The sequence below is a fragment of the Ruegeria sp. N8 genome, from assembly GCF_056531325.1.
Window position 1 is genome coordinate 228972 of the sequence record NZ_JBQFLQ010000003.1, and the last position, 22044, is coordinate 251015.

Consider the following 22044-nt stretch of genomic DNA (forward strand, 5'->3'; position numbering starts at 1 on the left):
CAAGAGAAAACAAATCCACGGTTTCTGTGGATAAGTATGAAGATAAGTTTCCGGGTATCGCGATTTTCCCTTAATTCATTAAGGATTCCTTGATTTGCACAAAAAATAGGCAGTAGACTAACTGCTTGTTTTTAATTGATATTTTTTCATACACAGGACAAGTGCATGAAAAACAATACATTTTTGTAACGCGTTGGTAACAGAAATGAGAGCGGTGCAAAACTTATCTGAGAATTACCTATTCAACGCCCAAAACATCCGGTGTTTGCCAACCAAGATGCTGCCCGCCATCCACGCATAAAAGCTGTCCGGTGACGGCGTGGGCATCCAGAAAATAGCCCAGCGCAGCGGTGATATCAGACGGGTTTGCGCCGCGTTCCAACACTGTGTTTCTTCGCTGCGCGCTAAAGTGATCGGCGCTTTGACGATGTCCCTGCATCGTCGGGCCTGGACCAATCGCATTGACGCGGATAGCCGGGGTCAGCGCCTGCGCAGCGGTACGAGTCAGCGCCCAGAGACCCATCTTAGCGATAGTGTAGGACATAAATTCGGGCGTCAGCTTACGCACGCGCATATCCACCATGTTGACGATCAGGCCGGTCGCCACCGGTTCTCCTGCATCGTCTTTTTCAGGTTCCAACCCTTGTTCAGCCATGGCCTGCGTCAGAACAAAGGGCGCGCGAAGGTTGCTGTCCATGTGGCGGTCCCAGCTTGTTCGAGTGGCCGTCTGAATGTTGTCATATTCAAAGATCGAAGCATTGTTGACCAGACATGTTATCGGTCCACCCAGCGCCTCAGCCGCGCGGGGCAACAAGGTCTGAACCTGCGTCTCATCCAGAACATCGGCCTGTAGGGCGATCGCGCTGCGGCCCATGGCTTGAGCCTTGGCCACAACATCCAGCGCTGGTTGTTCCGAGGTCGCATAGTGGATGGCCACATCATACCCGCGCTGTGCCAGATACAGGGCCATAGCCCGACCAAGGCGAATGCCTGCTCCGGTTACGAGGGCACGAGTCATGATTGGGTCTCCGTTAGGTTAGGCCAGCAATGTGACGATGTAGACCACATACAGCAGGGTCAACAACAGGCCCCACCCGCGGGTGATATCTTTCTTGAAAAAGACGAAGGGGATCAGCAGCAGCGAGGCCGCCAGCATCACCCACAAATCGAAATGCAAGAATTCGGGATCGACCGGGATGCGCCCGACAAGCGTGGCAATCCCCACAATGGCCAGCAGGTTGAACATGTTCGACCCGATGACGTTCCCCAAAGCAACATCCGCCTGACGGCGCAGCGCCGCCATCACGGTCGTCGCCAGTTCGGGCAGAGACGTCCCGACCGCCACCAGCGTCAACCCGATCACCGTTTCGCTGACCCCATAGGTGCGGGCAATGACCGTCGCGTTGTCGACCAGCAGATGCGCACCCATCGGCAATCCGATCAGACCCAGCACAAGATAGATCGAGATTTTCCAATAGGGCATATTCGGATCAGCCTCTTCCAGGCCGTCCAGATCATCATCGTCTGCGCAGGCGTCACCACAGGCTTTGCGGTGTGCATGCGCCTCGCGGAACGCGTTCCACAAGACTAAAGCCAGCGCCGTCAACAGGATGGCCCCGCTGAGCAAGTTGAACACGCCGCAAAAGGCCAACCCGATGAACAGCACCGTTGCCATGATCATGAAGACATAGTTCTTGCGGCTGTCACATTCGCTGGTGTGCAACGTGGCCAGCAGCGCAGGCAAGCCCAGCACCAACAGGATATTGGCTGTGTTTGACCCGACCACATTGCCAAGCGCGATCCCAGGTGCGTTTTCCTGAATCGCGCTGATCGCAATCAACAATTCAGGCGCCGAAGTGCCAAAGGCCACAATGGTCAGGCTAACGATCAGAGCAGGCACGCCCAAGCGCAGGCTGAGGTTCACGGCCCCACGAACAAGCGCATCACCCGCCAGCAGCAGGATCAGCAGCCCGAGCCCCGAAAGCAGCCATGCCGTCATGTACGGCCTCCTTTTTCGCAGGCGCAGGGGCCTTTGCCGATCCTGAACCGCCCGCAGCGCGGACACCGGGATGATTGCAGCCTCTTCTGACCCGGAAAGCGCAGTTTTCCGAACATCGCCAACACACCCATGGCGATCAGGAAGAGGGTGACAATCTTGATAATCACGTCACAGACCAAAACGCGCGAAGGCCGCGCGCTCCTCAAGCCCGGCAATCGCGTCCTGCGCCAAAGACGCGCCGAACCGCGACCACAGCGGTTTCCGAAGCCCATAGCGGCGGAATTTGACCTTGTCGCCAAACCGCTCCTGCATTTTGGGTTTCAGATGCGCGATGCCGTCGATCAGACCAAGTTCTTGGGCACGGCGCGCCAACCAGACTTCGCCGGTGAACAGGTCCTGTGTTTCGTCCAGCTTGCCATCACGACGGGCTTTGACATGGGCGATGAAATTTTCGTGAATATCGCCTAAAAGACGCTCGAGCCGGGCAACGTCCTCTTTCTTTTCGGGCGAGAACGGGTCGAGCATGGATTTTGACTCTCCGGCCGTATGCACCCGCCGCTCGATCCCCTGTCGTTTCAACAGCACATGTGCACCAAACCCTGCCGAGATCACTCCGATGGATCCCAGCACCGAACTGTCGTCGGCATAAATCTCGTCCGCCGCAGCCGCCAGCCAATAGCCACCCGACGCGGCTACATCTTCAACAAACGCTATGACAGGAACGTTCAATTCCTCAGATAACCGCCGAATCCGCGCCCCGATCAGCGAACTTTGAACGGGCGATCCGCCCGGCGAATTAACCTCAAGCGCGACAGCGGCCGGTTTGCCTTTGCGAAACGCTTTTTCAAGAACCGGAGCAAGCGAGGTGTCGGACATCGAACCGCGGCCGGCCATTCCGATGGCGCCGGACAGGCGAACCACGGCCACGCAAGGTTGTTTTTTGACAAAGGGCAGGCGGAGTTTCATGGGAGCCGATGTAGAGTGCGGCCCACCGGTAAACAAGGGACGGTTTGAACCTTGGATGCGGGAGGGTCACATTTCTCGGCGTCGATGGGCAAAAATGCAACGTCGATCATTGGCTAGCTCCGGATGCGCCAACCGGTTTTGAAAATCCACCAAATGATGCCAAGGCAAATACCTGTGAAGGCAAGAATGGCCAGCAGACTGAACACGATCGGAACGTCAGCCAAACCGTAGAACGACCACCTGAACCCCGAGATCAGATAGACCACCGGATTGAACAACGTGATCGTTTGCCACACCGGCGGCAGCATCGAGATCGAATAGAACGTCCCTCCCAGAAAGATCAGCGGCGTAACCACCAGTTGCGGCACCAGCGACATCTGCTCGAAGTTACTGGCCCAGATGCCGATGATGAACCCCAAGAGCGAGAAACTAAGGCAGGTCAGCACCAAAAAGGCCACCATGGCCAGCGGGTGTTCGATCCGTAAGTCCACAAAGAACGTCGCGGTGATCAAAATCACCACACCCACGAACAACGCCTTGGTTGCAGCCGCTCCCACATATCCGATCACGATCTCGATGAAATTCACCGGGGCCGAGAGCAGCTCATAAATCGTGCCAAGGAATTTGGGGAAGTAGATGCCGAATGACGCGTTCGATATACAAAGCATCACCACTGACAGCATGATCAGCCCCGGCACGATGAACGCCCCGTAGGACACGCCCTCGACCTCTTGAATACGACTGCCGATGGCGGTGCCGAAAACCACGAAATACAACGAGGTCGACAGGACCGGTGACAGAAAACTCTGCGCCAGAGTGCGGAAAAACCGGGCCATTTCGAACCGGTAGATGGCGGCGATGGCGGTCCAGTTCATGCAGGATCTCCTGACACAAGATTGACGAAAATCTCTTCCAGGCTCGATTGCCGGGTCTGCACGTCACGTAACACCAACCCCGCCTCGGCCACGTCGTTCAACAATGTAGTGATCCCGGTACGGTCGGCATTGGTATCATAGGTATAGACCAGCGAGTCCCCATTGCCATTCAGCGTCAGGTTATGCGCGGCCAGACAATCTGGGATGGCCTCAATGGGTGCGGTCAGCATCACCTCGATCTGTTTCTTGCCCATCTGAGCCATCAAGGTTGCCTTGTCCTGCACCAGCAGAAGCTCGCCCTTGTCAATTACACCGACACGGTCGGCAATGGCCTCAGCCTCTTCAATGTAATGGGTAGTCAGGATGATTGTCACACCCGCTTGCTTCAACTCGGCCACGATCTCCCACATGTCTTTGCGCAGCTCGACATCGACGCCTGCGGTGGGTTCGTCCAGAAACAGCACGCGCGGCTCGTGGGCCAGCGCCTTGGCGATCAGCACCCGGCGTTTCATACCGCCCGATAATTCCTTGATGGCGCTTTTACGTTTGTCCCACAGCGACAGCTTGCGCAGAATTTCCTCAATCCGGGCATTGTCGGTGCCATAGCCAAACAGCCCGCGCGAAAACCGCACGGTGTTCCAAACCTTTTCAAACGGCTCCAGCGCGATCTCTTGCGGCACAAGGCCAATCATCCGACGCGCGGCGCGGAAATCCGTTTGAATGTCGTGACCGCCAACCGTCACACTGCCCGAGGTTGGAGTGGTGATTCCACAGACGGTGGAGATCAGCGTCGTCTTACCGGCCCCGTTGGGGCCCAACAGCGCCAGAATCTCGCCCTGCTCGATATCCAGTGACACGCCTTTCAGCGCCTCAAACCCTCCGGCATAGGATTTCCGCAAATCCCGGATCGACAGAATTGGTGTCATACATATTCCCCGTTCTGGCAGGGACAGTATCGCGCTGCGCCGGAACAGAACAGAGCCATTTCACAAGCGAGGTACAACCCTGCCCGCTCAAAATCCGCCTTGCAATTCTGCCCAGCCCCGGAAACCCTGCCCTGAAAGGGAAAACACCATGCTGACCGGAACACGCATCATCGAAATCGAAGGACTCGGCCCCGCCCCTTTCGCCGCCATGCTTCTGGCCGATCTGGGCGCCGACGTCATCACCATCCACCGCAAAGGCGGCGCAGTAACGCCAGGTATGCCCGAACAATCGCTTTTGGATCGGGGCAAGCGATCCATTGCGCTGGACTTAAAGGACCCCAACGACCTGAGCACCGCCAAACGCCTGATTGCCACGGCCGATGCCCTGATCGAAGGCTTCCGCCCCGGCGTGATGGAGAAGCTGGGCCTCGGCCCCGAACCCTGCCACGAGACGAACCCTAAGCTGGTCTATGGTCGCATGACCGGCTGGGGCCGGAACAGCCCTCTAGCGCAGACGGCCGGACACGACCTGAACTACATCGCCCTGTCCGGCGCGCTCTGGTATGCATCCTCCCCCGGCGACGCACCGCAAACACCAGCCACCCTTTTGGGCGATATCGGCGGCGGCGCCATGTATCTGGTAGCGGGTATTCTGGCCGGGCTGTTGAATGCGCAGAAAACCGGGCAAGGCACGGTCGTTGACGCCGCCATCTACGACGGCTCGGCCCATATGATGAACCTGCTCATGAGCTTACGGCAGACCGGCAACCTGCATGACACGCGGGGGCAAAGCCTGCTGGACGGCCCCCATTGGAGCCGCACATACGCGTGCTCGGACGCAGGATTCGTCACCGTCCAATGCCTGGAGCCCAAATTCTACGCCGAATTCTTGCGCAAACTGAACCTGTCTGACGACCCGGATTTCCAACAGCAATACAACAGCGAACTCTGGCCAATGCTCACCAATCGCCTGACCGACATTTTCGCCCAACACCCACGCGATCACTGGGCACACCTGTTCCATGGCTCCGATGCCTGCGTCGCCCCGGTCCTCAGTCCCGAACAAGCGCTCGACCATCCCATGAACCAAAGCCGCCAAACATGGACGGCGCAAGACGGCACGCTGCAAGCCACGGCCGCACCACGGTTTTCAACCCATGATTGGCGCCTCAGACCCAGCCCCAGACGCGGCGAACACAGTGACGAAATCCGCGCCGAGATCGAAACACAGCCCGCATCCGCCCCTTCATCTGGCCAAAAATATCCCAGGGGATGAATTGGCCAAAGGTCAAGAAGGGGGCTGGCCACCTCCATCCTGGCTTACCGCGCGCGCACCGTATCAATCATCAACTGAACATTCTCGGGATCCGCATCCGGCGTGATCCCATGCCCAAGGTTGAAAATATGCGGTCCCTTGGAAAACGCCTCTACGATCTTTCGCGTCTCATCCACCAAAGCCTGCCCACCTGTCACCATATGAGACGAGGCCAGATTGCCCTGCACGCAGCCATCCACTTGCACATTGGCCGCCGCCCAATCTGGCGCGACCGAGTTGTCCAGCGCCACACAATCCACGCCGGTGGCCTTGGCAAACCCAACATAGCCCTCTCCGGCCTCGCGCGGGAAACCGATGACCGGAATACCGGGATGGCGCTCCTTGATGGCCTGTGTGATCACTCGGCAGGGCTCAACCGCATATTTCTGGAATGCCTCGCCCTTCAGTGACCCGGCCCAACTGTCAAATATCTTAACCACCTCGGCCCCGGCCTCGATCTGGGCCGACAGATACTCGATCGTCGCCAGCGTGATCCGCTCGAGCACCGCCTCGAACAATGCCACATTCCCCTCGCGCAGCGCATGGGCCGGGCCTTGGTCCGGCGTGCCGCGCCCGGCGATCATATAGGTGGCCACCGTCCAGGGCGCGCCTGCAAAACCGATCAAAGTCGTCTCGGACGGCAATTCCCGCGACAGGATACGCACGGTTTCATAGACCGGCGACAAAGTCTCATGAATCGCATCCACGGGTTTCAACGCATCAAACTCGGCCTGCTGGGTGATGGTCGACAAGCGCGGCCCCTCACCGGTGACAAACCACAAATCCGCGCCCAGCGCCTGTGGCACTAGAAGAATATCGGCAAACAGAATCGCCGCATCGAACCCATAGCGGCGGATCGGCTGCAACGTGACCTCGGCCGCCAGTTCGGGGTTATAGCACAGCGACAGGAAATCCCCCGCCTGCGCCCGCGTCGCGCGGTATTCGGGCAGGTACCGCCCGGCCTGACGCATCATCCAGATCGGCGGCACATCCTGCACTTCACCTGCCAATGCGCGCAGTATCTTCTTTGTCTCGGCCATCTTTGCCCCCAATCATCCGGTTTGCGCCACGGGTCGACCCTCAGTGGCAATTTGTCAAGCTCTGCCCCCATTGTCAGGGCAATGTGACGCGATTAAAGCTTGCGCCATGACACTGACCCTGCCCTCCCCCGACTCACCGCTCAAGATCGGAACACGCGGATCGCCGCTGGCGCTGGCGCAAGCCCATGAGACCCGCCAAAGGCTGGGCACCGCATTTGATCTGTCCGAAGAGGCGTTCGAGATCGTGGTGATCAAGACCACTGGCGACAACCGCGCCATGATCGACGCGGACCGCCCGTTGAAAGAGATCGGCAACAAGGGGCTGTTCACCAAGGAAATCGAAGAGGCAATGCTGCGCGGCGATATCGACATCGCGGTGCATTCCACCAAGGACATGCCGGTGGAACAGCCCGCAGGTCTGGTGCTGGACACGTTCCTTCCGCGCGAGGATGTGCGCGACGCCTTCATCTCGCCAAGTTTGAATTCAATTCACGACCTGCCGCAGGGTGCGACCGTCGGCACCTCGTCCCTGCGCCGCCGGGCCCAATTGCTGAACCGCCGCCCCGACCTGAACGTGGTTGAATTCCGAGGCAACGTGCAAACGCGACTGAAAAAACTGGCAGACGGCGTGGCTGATTGCACCTTTCTGGCCATGGCCGGCATCCGCCGCCTGAACATGGAGGACGTCCCCGCCACCGCCATCGCGCCCGAGGACATGCTGCCTGCCATCGCCCAAGGCACGATCGGTATCGAGCGTCGCAGCGACGATTCCCGCACAGCGTGTATGCTTGAGGCGATCCACGACGCCGAAACCGGACAACGTCTGGCGGCTGAGCGCGCGCTACTCGCGGCGTTGGACGGGTCCTGCGAAACGCCCATCGCGGGTCTGGCCGAACTTCAAGGCGGCCAATTGCGCCTGCGCGGCGAGGTGCTGCGCCCCGATGGATCCGAGGCAATTGCCGAGGAGATCTCCGGCGCGGTGGAGGACGGGGCCGAAATGGGCCGCGCCATGGCAAGTACGCTGCTTCAAAGGGCTGGCCCTGGTTTCTTCGACTGGAAAAATTGAGGAAAAATAGCGGTATGTGATCTAGTTCACTGCCAGCGCGCAGAAATCCGCGCATATTGGGATCACACCGATTGAGAGGTCGGGTTGGTCTCGAATAAGTCGAAGTTTTTTGTAAGTCTGTCCATTTTAAGTGGTATTCGAGGGGGCGAGACGCAACCCTGATATCCGATCAGTTAGGGCCGTTGTCAGCGATGACAGCGGCCCGTTTCCGTTCCATTAACCCGCGCGAATGATCACCTCGACCGCCTTTCGCACCGCATCGCGTGTCAGCTCAAGATCGGCATCTGTCACGGCCAAAGACGGGTAAAGCTTACCCGGTGACTTGAAGACACCACTCGCCCTTAAACTGTTATTGTAGAGCGCGTTGCGCTGGGGGTCATCGTGACGGGCACTGCGATAATCACGGCAGGGGCTATCGGTGAAATAGATGTCGAAAAGGGTTTCATCCCCGCAGATCTGATGTGGAATCCCCGCGTCGGTCAGGGCATCTGTCTGCATTTGCTGCAGGACAGCACCGGTCGCGCGCAGTTGGTCATAGACGCCGTCGCGCCGCAGTACCTCCATCGTTTTCAACCCTGCAACCGAGGCCACCGGGTTGCCCGACAGCGTGCCCAACTGCATCAGCCAGCCACCCTCGCCCACCTGATCCTTGTCGAAATGCTTCATGATCTCGGTGCTTGCACCCAGCGCGGCCAGGGGGAAGCCGCCGCCGATGATCTTGCCCATGGTGCAGATGTCGGGGGTGACGCCATATCTCTCCTGCGCGCCGCCGTAGGCTAGACGAAAACCGGTGACGATCTCATCAAAGATCAGCAGGACATTGTGTTTGTCACACAGGTCGCGCAGCCCTTGCAGATAGCCCGGTAGAGGCGGGATGATCCGTTGCAGCGGCTCGACCATTATAGCGGCGATGTCATCATGTTCGCCCAGCAACGCCGCGACAGCGTCCAAGTCGTTGAAGGGCGCGATCAGCATCTGCTCGGCCACGCCAGCAGGAATACCCGCGCTGTCGGGCACTGCTTGCGGGAAGTTGACCTGTCGGCTGGGGGCGAGGCTCATTTGCGCCTCGGCGCTCATGCCGTGATAGCCGCCCTCGAATTTCAGGATCTTGTCGCGCCCGGTATAGGCACGGGCCAAACGGATGGCGTACATATCCGCCTCACCGCCCGAAGCGACAAAGCGCACCTGTTCGCAACACGGCACGGCGTCGATGATCGCCTCGGCCAGTTCGATGCCTTTGGCGTTGTTGGCGAAAAAAGTCATGCCCTTGGGCAATTGTTCCAGCACCGCCTCCATCACCTCGGGGTGGCCATGGCCCAACAGCATGGGGCCGGATCCGATCAGATAGTCGACATATTCATTGCCATCCTCATCCCAGACACGGCTGCCTTCGCCACGGGCGATGATGATACCCGGGTCGAAATTACCAAAACCCCCTGCGGGCAGAACAGCGTTGGCGCGGGCGATCCATTCGGATTGGGTGTTGATCTTGAGCATCTCAGGCGATCTCCAATATCGGGGAACCAAGGATTTCCAGGTCAGGCGTCACGCCCAATCCGGGGCCTTCGGGCGAGGCGATGCGACCGTCTTTGCGACTGGGGGCATCCGGGCAGAGGCGCGGGCCCACGTATGAGGACAGATCGCAGGTGTTCATCAGCGAGCCATTCGGGGTCGAAGCCGCGAAATGCAACGCGGCGGCGGTGACGATATCGGACCCCCAAGTGCATTCGGCGCAGATCTCGGCCCCCAGATGCACGGTCAGATCGCGTGCGCGGCGCATTGCTGACAGACCGCCGAACTTGGACAGTTTCAACGCCACCGCATCCATGCAGCCCAGTTCATGCGCGCGGAGCAGCGAGGCCAAATCATGCGCGTTTTCGTCGATCTTCATCGGCAGGCCAGTGGCTTGCCGGACGGCGGCGCAATCCTCCAGCGTTTTGCAAGGCTGCTCCAACATCACATCCAGATGCGCCACGGCGCGGCCCGTGCGTGTGGCCTGCAAGCGCGATGCGCCGCAGTTCCAGTCTCCGTAAACGATAGGCCCTGGCCCCACAGCCTCGCGCACTTTGGTCAGGCGTTCGGCATCGGCCTGCCAGTCGGCTTCAACCCCCAGCTTGACCTGAAACTGGCGAATACCGGTCTGATAGGCGGTCTGCGCGATGCGGGCCATCTCATCGGGGTCTATGCAGGTAATCGAGTGATAGAGCGGCATGTCCTTGCGCGTGCGCCCGCCCAGCAGCGCATAGACCGGCTGGCCTGTGGCCTGGCCGAATAGGTCCCATATGGCAAGATCGACGGCGGATTTTGCGTAGCTGTGGCCCTGTAGAAACCCGTCGAGCTTGCGCATCGGGGCATCGGCCCCGAAGGGCGACATTCCGAGGATTTCCGGGGCCATTTCGGTGATCGCAGCTGGGACGCCATCGGCATAGGCGGGCAGATAGTGGGGAATCGGGCAGACCTCGCCCCATCCTTTAAGGCCAGTATCGGTTTCAAGGCAAAGCACATGGGTTTTGACGGTGGCGCAGGTTTTGCCCTCGGCCATGTGGTAGGTTTCGTGGCTGGTGAGGTCGACGGACCAGAGGGTGATGGCGGTGATTTTCATTCAGGCCGTCCTTGGGGTGTTGATGTCGTGCAGTCTGAGGGGCCAGCCCCTCTCTTGGCCTTCGGCCAATTCACACCCCGAGATATTTCTAGCCAGATGAAGGGGCGGATCATCGCGGGGCCTCGTAGGTTGCGATTGGGAGACCGAGGGTATCTTCGTCGGGGTGGACGCCAAGGCCCGGGGTTTCGGGCAGGTGGAGATGTCCGTTATTGTTACGGGGACCGCGACCGTTGGCGATGTCGACGGTGATCATATCCTGGCAGGCCCAGACGGCATGGCAATTCTGATGTGGGATGGTGGCGGCCAAATGCAGGGCCTCGGTATCGGCAAGAACGGTGCCTCCGGTGGCCATGACGAACATGTCGATCCCGTGGGCCAGGGCGATATCGCGCATTCGGGCTGCCTTGGTCAGGCCGCCGACGCGGTTGAGCTTGATGCCAAAGACCTCGGCCAGCCCGTCGCGGGCGATGCGGGCGGCGTCTTGCAGAGTGACGAGGCTTTCGTCCACCGACACCGGCGACGCGTGGCGGGGTGCGATCGCAGCGATGTCATCGAGGGATTCGCAAGGCTGTTCGAAGATCACCTGCAAAGGCTCGCAGGCCTTCATCACGCGCAGCGCCTGTTGGCGAGTCCAGCCCCGGTTCACGTCATAAAGGACAATTTCGCCGGGGCGGCGGAAGCTTTCAACATCTTGGACGCGGGCGATGTCGCGTTCGACGTCTCCACCGATTTTGACCGAATGGGCGATGTAACCACGGGCGCGGTAGCGGGTCATCACCTCGCGCGTTTCTTCAGCAGTTTTGGCGCCGACGGAGGAGGCAATCGGGCGCGGGGTACGGGACCCGCCGCCCATCAGGTCGGCAATTGGCAGGCCCGCAGCCTGCCCGGCAATATCCCAACAGGCCATGTCGATAGGGCTTTTGGCATAGAGATGGCCGGGGAGCGCCGTATCCATGGCGCGTTCCACATCCAACACGCGACGTGGATCGAGGCCCATAATAAAGGGGGCCATGGTTTCAATCCCGGCACGGATGCCTGGGCCGTGGGCGGGGACGTAGGTATGGCCCCAGGGCGTGCCCTCGCCCCAGCCGATCAAGCCAGTATCGGTTTCAATCTTCACCAGCGTTGCGTCCAGCGTTTCGAATTTCAAACGCCCGCCAGACAACCAATAGGGATGCTCAAGCGGCAGGTCGATTTGGTAGACGGTGATGGTTTTGATCTTCATAGAGTGTACTCCGCCACGGGCGCGCCGAGGCTTTTGAAATCCGGGGTGACACCCAAACCTGGCGCATCTGGCGCGTAGAGTTTGCCGTTTCGCGACACAGCCCCGCCGCATCCGGTCGAGCGGGTGTTGTAGTTCATCAGGTCTGTGGTGTTTTGCAGGTATTCCTCGGGCGTAGAGGCGGCAAAATGGGCGACGGTGGCAGTGGTGATTTCACCGCCCCATGTATCCTCGGCCACCACTGGAATACGGTTTTCAATCAGAAAATCGCGCACCCGCCGAGCCTTGCTGAGCCCGCCGAGATTGGAAAGCTTCAGGCAGCAGATCTCGGCCCCCCGGTCCGCGACGATGCGCTGCGCCATGTGCATTCCTGTCAGGCATTCATCCAGCTTCATCGGCTGTTCGGCCACGCGGCGGACCTGTTGGCATTCCTCGTACGTTCTGCAGGGTTGTTCGAGGATAAAGTCCAGGTCGCGCGTCGCCCGAGCCACCTGGATCGCGTTATCCACGCGCCAACCCTGATTGGCGTCGGCCATGGCGATCTCACCCGGTTGCAGCAAAGGGACCGTGGCCCTGATGCGGTCGATATCCGTGGCCCAATCTGCGCCCACCTTGATCTGGAACTGACGGTAGCCGTGATCACGATAGGTGTTCATCTCGTCCACGGTTTCATCGACCGGTTTCTGAGGTGCCACCCGATACATCGGGGCACCGTCCGTCAGCTTGCCACCCAGCAACATCCAGATGGGCTGCACGCAGGCTTGCCCCAGAATATCCCAGCACGCCGCATCAAACGACGCCTTGGCATAGCCGTGCCCCTGCACCAGATGGTCCATCAACCGTTCGATCCGCCCAATCTGACGCGGGTCCTCACCCAGCAGAGATGGGGCCAGCAAACGCGCCAGCGCGGGCACGCCTTGGGAATGCGCGACCATGTAGTTTTCGCCGCAAGGTGTGAACTCACCGCAACCCTGCAACCCAGCATCGGTGTCGATCACCACAATCGAGGCGATGGCCGTCTCAATCGCGTTGCCCGCACCCCAGACATAGGCCCCGCCGACATAGGGCAGCCCGGTCTGATAGATGCGGATGCGGGTGATTTTCATGCGGCGTCCATTCGGGGCAAGGCGTCCAGCCCTTCGCCGCGCCACAGCACGTAGGTCAGGATGGGGCTGTCGGTGGTTGTCATGGCGTGGCTTTGCCAACTGGTGTGCAGACGGGTTTGATTGGGTGTTAGTTCGGCGTCATTACCAGCGACGTGAAACCTCGCACGGCCGGCGGCGATGAGGTACAGTTCTTCGGCCTGGTGGCTGTGCCAATCATAGGCCAATCCCTCACCCCAAAAAGCCACGTAGCCCCGCAGCTTTGTCGAGTGGAAATGGCCCGTGGGACCGAACAGTTCATAATAGCCAAAACGGTTCAGGAAGTCGGCGCCGACTTCGTCTTCGGTGTAAGTCAGCTTCCAATCGGCGAGATGCGCGGTTGCGCAGATCGCCTTCGTAAGGGCTTGGGTCGGCCCCGCATCGGACTGGATCGCCTGCACGAGAGGAACCGCCGGGATCGCGTTTGGCGACACATCAACGGCGCACAGATCATCTGGCCAATCGCCGAACGCAGCCAGATCAGGATGCGTTTGGTGCAGCTGTCGCGCGGCGTTCAGCACATCATCCAAAGTCATGGGATCACCACGATATTGCCCGTGTGCTGCTTGGCGATGAAAGCTGCTTGCGCCTCGCGCAGCTCCTCCAGAGGATAAGTCGCGGCAAGAGCCGGTTTGATCTCACCCGCTTCGATGTATTTGACGAGGTTCTGCATGACTTGCGGATCAATCACGGTAGAGCCGGTGAAGGTCAGGTCGCGCAAATAGAAGGTGCGCAAGTCGAACTCAACCATCGGGCCCGCGATGGCTCCGGAGCAGGTGTACCTTCCGCCGCGCTCGAGGATGTCGATCAGGGTCGGCCAGTAGGGGCCACCGACCACATCTGCGACCACCGTGATCTGTTCACCGTCCAGCACTTTGCGCAGGTTTTCCGGTGCGCGCGGCAGGATCATGTCAGGACCAAGCTCGGTGACGTCGGCATGTTTCGCCTCGGACGCCATTGCGATAACGCGCGCGCCGCGCCGTTTGGCCAGTTGCACCAAGGCACCGCCGACACCGCCCGAGGCTCCGGGCACCAGAACCGTGTCTTTCTCGGTGACATTGGCGCGGGTCAGCATCCCTTCGGCGGTTGAGTAGGAGCAAGAAAACGTCGCCAGTTCCGCATCCGACAGATCAGAGGTAATCGGCACTGCATTCACGGCCAGAGTGGTGGCGTATTCGGCAAACCCTCCGTCCCGTTCCGAGCCGTAGTAGCCGGTTTTGTCCTTGTTGCCGGGATCATCCGGGTCCCGTAACCAGCCATCGGTGATTACGCGCTGACCGATACGGGCGGGGTCGACACCTGCACCCACGGCTACGATATAGCCACAGATATCCGCCCCCTGGATGCGCGGGAAGGTGATCGGGTTGCCGCCCCAGGTGGGGTCTTCCTCACCCACCTCAGCAAACGCGCCGCCGGTTGTCGCGTCGGTGACTGTCTTGGAATACCAACCCGACCGCGTGTTGACGTCCGTGTTGTTCAGACCGCAGGCGGCGACCTTGATCAATACTTCATGAGCCGCAGGTTCAGGGCGAGGCCAGTCTGGGTGCAGTACCATCTGCTCCAGCCCGCCATGACCCATCGTGACCATGGCTTTCATTCTATCAGGCAGAGTCATTGTGCGGCCTCCAGTACGGCGTCGGTTCGTGGCAGCAGGCTTTGCGGATCATAGGCCGGTTCGCCCAGCACTAGCGCTGCACGGGATTGACCGTGGATCACGACCTGCAATGCGGTGCCGGGCGTGGCGGCCTCGGGCTTGATGTAGGCAAAGGCGAGGATCTTGCCGACGGTATGCCCATAGACCACTGAAGCGGTCGAGCCGACCACGCGACCATCCAGCATCACTGCCTCACCGCCATGGCCGTCGATCTCACCATCCGGTTCGATTTCCAGATAGGCGCAAATCCACGGAAGGTCGGTGTTCAGGGTCATGTCCTTGCCCAGATACTCCTTGTCGGTGCGCGCAAAGCGCAGCACGTCCGCCTCGGCCAATGTGACTTCATTGGTTAGTTCACCCGCGCCTTTGAAGCCTTTCTCCATCCGCATCACGTTCATGGCAAAGCTGCCGTAGTCGGCGATGCCATGCGGCTCACCCGCACCCCAAAGTGCGGTGTAAACGTCGAGGCAAGCGGCGTTGGACATGTGCAACTCCCAGCCCAGTTCCCCGGCATAGGACATGCGGAACGCCCAGACCTTGTGGCCTGCGATTGTGATTTCCTGCGCGGACAACCAGCGGAACCCGACATTGGTCAAGTCGGCATCGGTGCAGCGCGCCAGTACGTCCCGCGATCGGGGACCGTTCAGCGACAAGGCTGACCAATCGGACGAGAGGGCGGTAATCTGAACATCCTCATCCGCCCGCTGTTGCGTCAGGTGATCCAGCAAGCGCTGTTCGAAGAACGCGGCGCATACCAGATAGAAGCGATCTTCAGCCATGCGGACAATCGTGGTCTCCAACTCGATCCGGCCCCGGCGGTTCAGCATATGGGTCAGCGTGATCGAGCCCACTTTTTGCGGCATCCGGTTGGCCGTCAGCCGATCCAGCAGGGCGTAGGCATCCGGCCCCGAAACCTCGACCTTAGTAAAGGCGGTGACATCCATGATGCCGACGCGTTCGCGCACCGCTTTGACCTCGGCCGCGACCATGTCGTCGGCGGGCGTGCGGCGGAAGGAATAATGGTCGCGCTGTTCAACCCCATCGCGGGCGAACCAGCGGGGGCGCTCGAACCCATAGACTTCCTCATGCACCGCGCCCTTGGATTTCAGCAATTCATACAGGGGCGATGGCTTGATCGGACGCCCTTCGAGACGGTTGAAATGCGGAAAGGGGATTTCGTGGCGCAGGCAGTAATCTTCCTCGGCCTTAATCACCTGCCAGTCCTTCGTGGCATAGCTGCCGAACCGGCGCGGATCGAACTCGCGCATAGAGATTTCGGCGGCCCCATGCACCATCCAGCGCGCCAACTCACGCGTCAGACCCGGCCCCCAACCAATGCCGATCTGCGTACCGCAGCAGCACCAGTAGTTCTGCACACCCGGCGCAGGCCCGATCAGCGGGTTGCCGTCCGGCGGGTGCGAGATCGCGCCGTGCACGTCACGCTGAATGCCCAGTTCGGCAAAGATCGGCATACGGTTCAGGCTTTCCTCAAGCCACGGCATCACCCGGTCGTAATCCGCGTCGAACAGCCAGTTCTCGTATTCCCACGGGCAATGATCATGCCAGACCGAGTTTGGGTTCTCTTTCTCGTAAATCCCGATCAGCCCGCGCTGTTGCTCCATCCGGATATAACCAGAGACCTTACGGTCGTCGCGGATCACCGGCAGTTCCTTGTCCAGATTCTGGAACTCGGGCACAGGCTCGGTCACGAAGTAATGGTGCGTCATCGAGGTCATTGGCAGTTGCAGCCCCGACCATTCACCCATCTGACGGGCGTAAGTGCCGCCTGCGTTCACCACATGCTCGCAGGTTATGGTGCCCAACTCGGTCTCAACTACCCACCCGCCATTCTCGGCCTGCGTGATATTGGTAGCGCGGCAGTTGCGGAAGATGCGGACGCCTTTTTGACGCGCGCCCGTCGCCATCGCCATTGTCACATTGGTTGGGTCCACATGGCCGTCATCTGGTGTGTGCAGCGCGCCCAACACACCGTCGAGATTGTAGAACGGGTGCAGTTCGGCCACCTTCTCGGGGCCCACCAATTCGATGTTGAAGCCAAGCGAGCGGCCCACGGACAGGGTGTGGCGCAGCCAGTCCATCTCATCCTCGGTATAGGCCAAGCGGAACGAGCCGCAGCCGTGCCATGTGACCGGCTGGCCGGTTTCAGCCTCCAACGCGCCGGAATAGAGACCGATATTGTAGTCCACGCATTTGCCCAGCCCAAAGCTTGAGGTCGAATGCGTGATCTGGCCCGCCGCGTGCCACGTGCTGCCGCTGGTCAGCTCGGCCTTTTCCAGCAGGACGGTGTCATCGCCCCACCCCTCATGCGCCAGATGATAGGCCAGACCGACCCCCATGACGCCGCCTCCAACAATGACCACGCGGGCGTGGGTGGGTAATTTCTTCTCGGACATGACATTTCCTCTTCCCGAGTCGCTTTTCTGCTCGACAGGCTAATTCCACATTTGTACCATCGTCAATCATGAATGACACAAATGTATCATCAATCGTTCTCGACCGCCTCACGGAGGAATGGGAGGCCCTGACGCCCGAGGCGCAAAAGGCCGCACGCTACGTGTTGGAAAACCCCACGGATGTTGGGGTTTCGACCGTGCGCGAGATCGCCGAGGCGGCAAAAGTAAAGCCCAACACTTTTGTCCGCATGGCCCGGCAGGTGGGGTTCGAAGGATACGAAGATTTCCGCGCGCCCTTCCGTGATGCGATTCGCCGGGGCGGCGTCTCGTTCCCCGACCGTGCACGTTGGCTGCAGGATATCGGCAAGTCGGGCGAGTTGGGCGGGCTCTATGCAGACATGATCGGTGCCGCGATCCGCAATATCGAAGAGACCTTTGCCGGAATTGACGCCGCCAACCTAAAGGCGGCGGCCGAGGATATCTGGACCTGTCGCCAGATTTTCACGCTGGGCGTGGGCGTTAATAACGCGAACGCACGGAACTTCACCTATCTAGCGTCAACGGGGATGAAGCAATTCCACGCTATTCCCCGCCCCGGATCAACCCCTGTGGACGATCTAGCCTGGGCTGATGAACAGGACGTGCTGATTGCCATCACATGCCATCCCTACCGGACCGAGGTGATCGACGCCATCAAACTGGCTCGGCAACAGGGAATGACTGTCGTAGGAATCTCGGACAGCCCGGCCAGCCCGGTCATTTTGAACGCGCAGCACGGCTTTGTCGTGGCAGCTGATACACCGCAATTCTTCCCCTCCTCCGTCTCGACCATCGCCTTGCTGGAAACGCTGCTGTCCTTTGTGGTGGCCGTCTCCAGCGACGAAATCGTCGAGAGGGTTGAGCGGTTTCATCAACGCAGACACCAACTTGGCCTCTACGCGGAGGAGCCCGAATGAACGCCCCCCTGACCCATTCACTGGACGCGCGATACTATACCGACCCCGCGATTTTCGCGCAGGAGATGCAGGGGCTGCTGGCCCGAACCTGGCAATTCGCGGGCCACGTGGCGCAGGTGCGCGAACCGGGTGATTACTTTGCGTTCGAGATCGCGGGGCAAAACCTCTTCTGCATTCGGGGTCGCGACGGGGAAATCCGCACATTCTACAATGTGTGCCAACACCGCGCGCACGAGATGGTCAGTGGCGCGGGTAATACCCGCGTGGTCGTCTGCCCCTATCATTCTTGGACCTATGAACTGACGGGCCAATTGCGCGCCGGCCCGAATATCAAATCGGTTCCCGGTTTCGACCGCAGCGCGATCTGCCTTACCTCGGTTCGGACCGAAGTGTTCAACGGCTTCATCTTCGTCAACCTCGACGATGATGCAGCCCCCATGGACGATTGGTATCCCGGCGTGCGCGAGGAAATCGGTGCGTTTGTACCGCATATCGACGATTTGGAACCGCTGGAATGGGTAGAAATTCCGGAAAACTGCAACTGGAAGGTCAGTATCGAGAATTACTCGGAATGCTATCACTGCCCAACCAACCACCCGACCTTTGCCGAAGGTGTGGTCAAGCCCGAGACCTACGACATCCAGCCCGATGCCAGCGGCGGCTATGTCCTGCGCCACACGACCGAGTGCCAGAGCCTCGACAAGATGACCTACCCCATCGACCTGTCAGTGCCCCACGCGGGCGACTACCAGTCGTGGTTCCTGTGGCCCATGTTCTCGTTCCAGTGCTATCCTGGCAACGTGCTGAACACCTATCACTGGCGCGCCCACGACGCCGATCGCTGCACTGTCTGGCGCGGATGGTATACCGAGGGCGGATCGGAAAGCGCCGTCATCCGCCAACTGGCCGTGCAAGACCGCGAGACAACGGTCGAAGAGGATATCCGTCTGGTCGAATCCGTCCACCGCGGCCTGAAGTCCCGCGGATACCGCCCCGGCCCGCTGGTGTTGGACCCCGGTTGCGGCGTGATGTCGGAACATTCAATCGCGCGCTTGCAACACTGGATGCGCGAAGCCATTGACGACTGACCTACCCGAAGGCGAAGAAAATTCGACGAATTTTCTCGGCTCAACACACAACAATTGTCCACGACTCCCGAGGTGAAAATGTCAGACCTGTTCAACGAAAACTTGTTTCTAAAAGGACTGGAACAACGCAAGAGCACTCTTGGCGCAGAATATGTGGAAAAGAACCTCGCGGCTGCTGACGACTTCACCCGCCCGTTCCAAGAAGCGATGACAGCCTGGTGCTGGGGCTTTGGATGGGGCGATGATGTCATCGACGCCAAAACACGGTCGATGATGAACCTGTCGATGATCGGCGCCTTGGGCAAGATGCATGAATGGGAGATTCACTGCAAAGGCGCGATCAACAACGGCGTTACGCCCGAAGAGATCCGCGCCATCATCCATGTGATCGGAATCTACTGTGGCGTACCCCAAGCCCTTGAATGTTTCCGCGTGGCGCGCAAAGTTCTGGGGCATACGTAAATCACGCCCCAAGCCCATGCGGATCCGAGCACGCGATGACCGACGAACCCCTGCCACCCGTCCTTTTGCTGACCGGAACAAATGCCGCTGCCTGGACGATGGCGCCCGTCCGCCAAGTCTTCGAACAAGCGGGTTATAGCTGTCACAGCCTGACCTATCGCCACCACGATCTGCCTCCGGGCCCGGATCGGGACGCCAAGCTGATCGGGCTTAGCATTGCCGACTATGTCGAAGATGCACGACGCGCCATCAATGAGATCGGACAAACCCCGATTGTCGTTGGCCATTCGCTCGGAGGCGTGGTCGCTCAGCTTTTGGCGGCACAAGGTCTGATACGTGCCGGAGTTCTGCTGAACAGCAGTATCGTCGATGGTGTCCTGCCCACCACCGACAGAGAGCGCGATCTTGGAAAACTGTTCATCTCTGCCGGAGCTTTCTGGGATCAAGCCTTGGGTCAGGATTTCGAGCTTTTGGCAACCTACGGGTTGAACACTCTGCCAGAGGCGCTGCAACACGACATCCACCAGCGGTTAGGCACCGAGTCCGGTCGGGTGCTGTTCGAATTCGTGTTCTGGATGTATGACAGCGCGCAAACGACCCTGATCGACCCGCACAATGTGACATGCCCGCTCTTGTTCGTTTCTGGCACGGAAGACAAGGCCGTGGCGACCAGCACGGCCCAGGCGATGGCGAACCGCTATGACACAGCCGAGTTCATGCCCGTCGAGGGGGCCTGCCACTATATACAGTTTGACGCTCAATGGAACAAAACGGCGCAAACTGTGGTGGATTGGGTCGGGCAACTTGACGGAATTAAATGACTCTTTTCTCAGTAAGATGTTTTGTGTGCCGCGCACCAACGCGTAACCGGACTCCGGTAATCCGGTGCAACCCCAAATCGCTGACCAAAGGTATTTTTGGCCCCAATGTAAACAAATGGCGGAGACGAAGGGATTCGAACCCTCGAGACGGTTTCCCGCCTACTCCCTTAGCAGGGGAGCGCCTTCGACCACTCGGCCACGTCTCCGCTGGCCGGTATATCCTTGCCGGACGGCCAGATACAAGGCGATTTTCAAAGGGTTTCGCATTTTTCTTCCCAGCACCATCCGATTGCCGGGAACGACGACGAAAACCCAACCGCTCTGGGGTTGGGGTGGGTGCACAGACGACCCAGGATCCCCCCCTCACCAACATCAATTTTAGAAAACTTGCCAAACATGTGCTGTTTAAGGCATATTTGATCAGACATAAACTTAATAAATTTAATATTTTGAATATATAGGGGGCACAAAACCGGGCAGTGAGCAATTTGCTCACCATACGAGCTATGGGGGAATGGAAGCTTGGCCTGGTTAAGAGTGCTATTCGTTTTAATGTGTCTATTGCTGGTGCCTGCACAGGTGCTGGCCAATATTGGAAAGGTGATTGGTGTCAAGCCAGGCGCGGAAATCACCCGAGGTGGAAAATCACAACCGTTGCTAGCCGGAATGGATGTCGCGTCGGGGGATTCGATCTCGACCGACGGGAACGGGCTGGTGCAACTGGTCTTTGTCGATGAAACCAAAATAGCCATCGGGCCGAATGCCAGTATGGTCCTGGACGTGACGATGCTGCGCGGCAATCGCAAGGCAAAATCATTTGCGGTGCAGGCATTGGGCGGCAGTTTCCGCTTCATTTCAGGCAAAAGCAAAAAGCGGGCCTATTCGATCAAGACCCCGACGGCGACGATGGCCGTGCGCGGGACAACGTTTGACATGTGGGTCATTCCGGGCGCTCAGAGCGCCATGTTGGTGCTCGAAGGCACGGTCCGCATGTGCGGAAATGGCGGTTTTTGCCACTCGGCAGGCAGACAGTGCAGTTTGTTTGCAACCAACCAGCGGGGTGGAGTCGGGCGTCCGGTGGATCAGGCACAATATGATCTGGCGCTACAAACCGGATTTCCCTTTATCCAATCTCAACTGGACCTGCTGAGCCCTCTGCAGGTCGGTATTGGTGGGTGCGCGGGCGAAGCGGCCCCCTTGCCCGTGCCCAAATCCGATCCGCCGCAGCCACCACAATTCGTGCAAGAATCAACGCCTCAACCGGTTGTGCTGCCTGAACCCCCGGCTCCCGAGCCACCCGTCCCGGATCCAGAACCGGATCCAGAGCCTGAACCGGAACCTGAACCGGAACCTGAACCCGACGTGAAAGGCAACCGTTCCGGTCAGGCCGACGGTTCCAATCCCGGCGGGCAGAGCGGCAACACGGATGGGTTTGACAATCCGGGGAAAGCCAAAGGTAAAGGTAAAGGCCGAGGCAAGGGCAAACGCGCCTGAAT

Annotated in this window: 20 protein-coding genes and 1 tRNA gene; 7 read left to right on the forward strand and 14 right to left on the reverse strand. The window is 59.5% G+C overall.

The features are described 5' to 3' along the window. Positions 1 to 238: 238 nt before the first annotated feature. The 5 genes from ACR0C5_RS08830 to ACR0C5_RS08850 all read right to left on the reverse strand — a co-directional run bounded on the left by ACR0C5_RS08830 (position 239) and on the right by ACR0C5_RS08850 (position 4766). Entirely contained in the window at positions 239 to 1018 is a 780-nt protein-coding gene (locus ACR0C5_RS08830; RefSeq protein WP_170789637.1) for an SDR family oxidoreductase, read from the reverse strand. An 18-nt stretch (positions 1019 to 1036) separates the two neighbouring features. Then, on the reverse strand, positions 1037 to 1999 hold the full coding sequence (locus ACR0C5_RS08835) for a calcium/sodium antiporter (RefSeq protein ID WP_170772722.1): 963 nt from the start codon (positions 1997 to 1999) through the stop codon (positions 1037 to 1039). A 168-nt stretch (positions 2000 to 2167) separates the two neighbouring features. Then, positions 2168 to 2965: a S49 family peptidase gene (locus ACR0C5_RS08840; protein WP_480550308.1), complete on the reverse strand. Its 798-nt coding sequence runs from the start codon at positions 2963 to 2965 to the stop codon at positions 2168 to 2170. A gap of 113 nt (positions 2966 to 3078) precedes the next feature. Further along, complete coding sequence (locus ACR0C5_RS08845) at positions 3079 to 3840, reverse strand: ABC transporter permease (protein ID WP_170772727.1); 762 nt, start codon at positions 3838 to 3840, stop codon at positions 3079 to 3081. Continuing rightward, the gene (locus ACR0C5_RS08850) at positions 3837 to 4766 is read right to left on the reverse strand and encodes an ABC transporter ATP-binding protein (RefSeq protein WP_480504430.1); all 930 of its coding nucleotides are present in this window, start codon (positions 4764 to 4766) and stop codon (positions 3837 to 3839) included. The genes ACR0C5_RS08845 and ACR0C5_RS08850 overlap by 4 nt, the downstream gene beginning before the upstream one ends. A gap of 148 nt (positions 4767 to 4914) precedes the next feature. On the opposite strand from ACR0C5_RS08850, the gene ACR0C5_RS08855 reads away from it, so the two are divergent. Continuing rightward, the gene (locus ACR0C5_RS08855; RefSeq protein WP_480876019.1) at positions 4915 to 6042 is read left to right on the forward strand and encodes a CaiB/BaiF CoA transferase family protein; all 1128 of its coding nucleotides are present in this window, start codon (positions 4915 to 4917) and stop codon (positions 6040 to 6042) included. 44 nt (positions 6043 to 6086) lie between these two features. Here ACR0C5_RS08855 and hemE read toward each other — a convergent pair whose 3' ends face one another. Next, a complete protein-coding gene (hemE, locus tag ACR0C5_RS08860; RefSeq protein WP_170789633.1) occupies positions 6087 to 7121 on the reverse strand; it encodes a uroporphyrinogen decarboxylase in 1035 nt (344 codons plus the stop codon). Positions 7122 to 7227: 106 nt separating this feature from the next. Between hemE and hemC the strand changes: the two genes are divergently transcribed. Beyond that, a complete protein-coding gene (hemC, locus tag ACR0C5_RS08865) occupies positions 7228 to 8187 on the forward strand; it encodes a hydroxymethylbilane synthase (protein ID WP_170772735.1) in 960 nt (319 codons plus the stop codon). Positions 8188 to 8403: 216 nt separating this feature from the next. Here the strand turns inward: hemC and ACR0C5_RS08870 are convergent, their stop codons facing one another. From ACR0C5_RS08870 to ACR0C5_RS08900, 7 genes are all read right to left on the reverse strand, one after another. Beyond that, positions 8404 to 9684 carry an aspartate aminotransferase family protein gene (locus tag ACR0C5_RS08870; RefSeq protein ID WP_480876021.1) on the reverse strand — a complete coding sequence of 427 codons (1281 nt, stop codon included), beginning with the start codon at positions 9682 to 9684 and terminating at the stop codon, positions 8404 to 8406. A gap of 1 nt (position 9685) precedes the next feature. Beyond that, entirely contained in the window at positions 9686 to 10789 is a 1104-nt protein-coding gene (locus tag ACR0C5_RS08875; protein WP_170772740.1) for a mandelate racemase/muconate lactonizing enzyme family protein, read from the reverse strand. 109 nt (positions 10790 to 10898) lie between these two features. Next, on the reverse strand, positions 10899 to 12014 hold the full coding sequence (locus tag ACR0C5_RS08880) for a mandelate racemase/muconate lactonizing enzyme family protein (protein WP_480876023.1): 1116 nt from the start codon (positions 12012 to 12014) through the stop codon (positions 10899 to 10901). Then, positions 12011 to 13117 (reverse strand): mandelate racemase/muconate lactonizing enzyme family protein, encoded by a 1107-nt coding sequence (locus ACR0C5_RS08885; RefSeq protein ID WP_480876025.1) that lies wholly within the window; start codon positions 13115 to 13117, stop codon positions 12011 to 12013. The genes ACR0C5_RS08880 and ACR0C5_RS08885 overlap by 4 nt, the downstream gene beginning before the upstream one ends. Then, positions 13114 to 13689, reverse strand: a complete 576-nt coding sequence (locus ACR0C5_RS08890; protein WP_480876027.1) for a dimethylsulfonioproprionate lyase family protein — start codon at positions 13687 to 13689, stop codon at positions 13114 to 13116. Before ACR0C5_RS08890 ends, ACR0C5_RS08885 begins: the two co-directional genes overlap by 4 nt. Beyond that, positions 13686 to 14768, reverse strand: coding sequence for an alcohol dehydrogenase family protein (locus ACR0C5_RS08895; RefSeq protein ID WP_480876029.1), 1083 nt, complete (start codon positions 14766 to 14768; stop codon positions 13686 to 13688). The genes ACR0C5_RS08890 and ACR0C5_RS08895 overlap by 4 nt, the downstream gene beginning before the upstream one ends. Then, positions 14765 to 17221, reverse strand: a complete 2457-nt coding sequence (locus ACR0C5_RS08900) for an FAD-dependent oxidoreductase (RefSeq protein WP_480876031.1) — start codon at positions 17219 to 17221, stop codon at positions 14765 to 14767. Before ACR0C5_RS08900 ends, ACR0C5_RS08895 begins: the two co-directional genes overlap by 4 nt. A 68-nt stretch (positions 17222 to 17289) precedes the next feature. Here ACR0C5_RS08900 and ACR0C5_RS08905 point away from each other — a divergent pair, with 68 nt between their 5' ends. The 4 genes from ACR0C5_RS08905 (at position 17290) to ACR0C5_RS08920 (ending at position 20548) form a co-directional block, all read left to right on the forward strand. Further along, positions 17290 to 18177 (forward strand): MurR/RpiR family transcriptional regulator, encoded by an 888-nt coding sequence (locus ACR0C5_RS08905; protein WP_170772749.1) that lies wholly within the window; start codon positions 17290 to 17292, stop codon positions 18175 to 18177. Continuing rightward, on the forward strand, positions 18174 to 19265 hold the full coding sequence (locus ACR0C5_RS08910; protein WP_170772751.1) for an aromatic ring-hydroxylating oxygenase subunit alpha: 1092 nt from the start codon (positions 18174 to 18176) through the stop codon (positions 19263 to 19265). The genes ACR0C5_RS08905 and ACR0C5_RS08910 overlap by 4 nt, the downstream gene beginning before the upstream one ends. A gap of 78 nt (positions 19266 to 19343) precedes the next feature. Further along, positions 19344 to 19727 carry a carboxymuconolactone decarboxylase family protein gene (locus ACR0C5_RS08915; RefSeq protein ID WP_170789624.1) on the forward strand — a complete coding sequence of 128 codons (384 nt, stop codon included), beginning with the start codon at positions 19344 to 19346 and terminating at the stop codon, positions 19725 to 19727. Positions 19728 to 19762: 35 nt separating this feature from the next. After that, positions 19763 to 20548 (forward strand): alpha/beta hydrolase, encoded by a 786-nt coding sequence (locus ACR0C5_RS08920; protein ID WP_480876033.1) that lies wholly within the window; start codon positions 19763 to 19765, stop codon positions 20546 to 20548. Between the two features lie 116 nt (positions 20549 to 20664). Here the strand turns inward: ACR0C5_RS08920 and ACR0C5_RS08925 are convergent. Further along, positions 20665 to 20754 (reverse strand) — tRNA-Ser (locus tag ACR0C5_RS08925). A gap of 346 nt (positions 20755 to 21100) precedes the next feature. Here ACR0C5_RS08925 and ACR0C5_RS08930 point away from each other — a divergent pair. Beyond that, positions 21101 to 22042: a FecR family protein gene (locus ACR0C5_RS08930; RefSeq protein WP_480876034.1), complete on the forward strand. Its 942-nt coding sequence runs from the start codon at positions 21101 to 21103 to the stop codon at positions 22040 to 22042. The last annotated feature ends 2 nt before the right edge of the window (positions 22043 to 22044 follow it).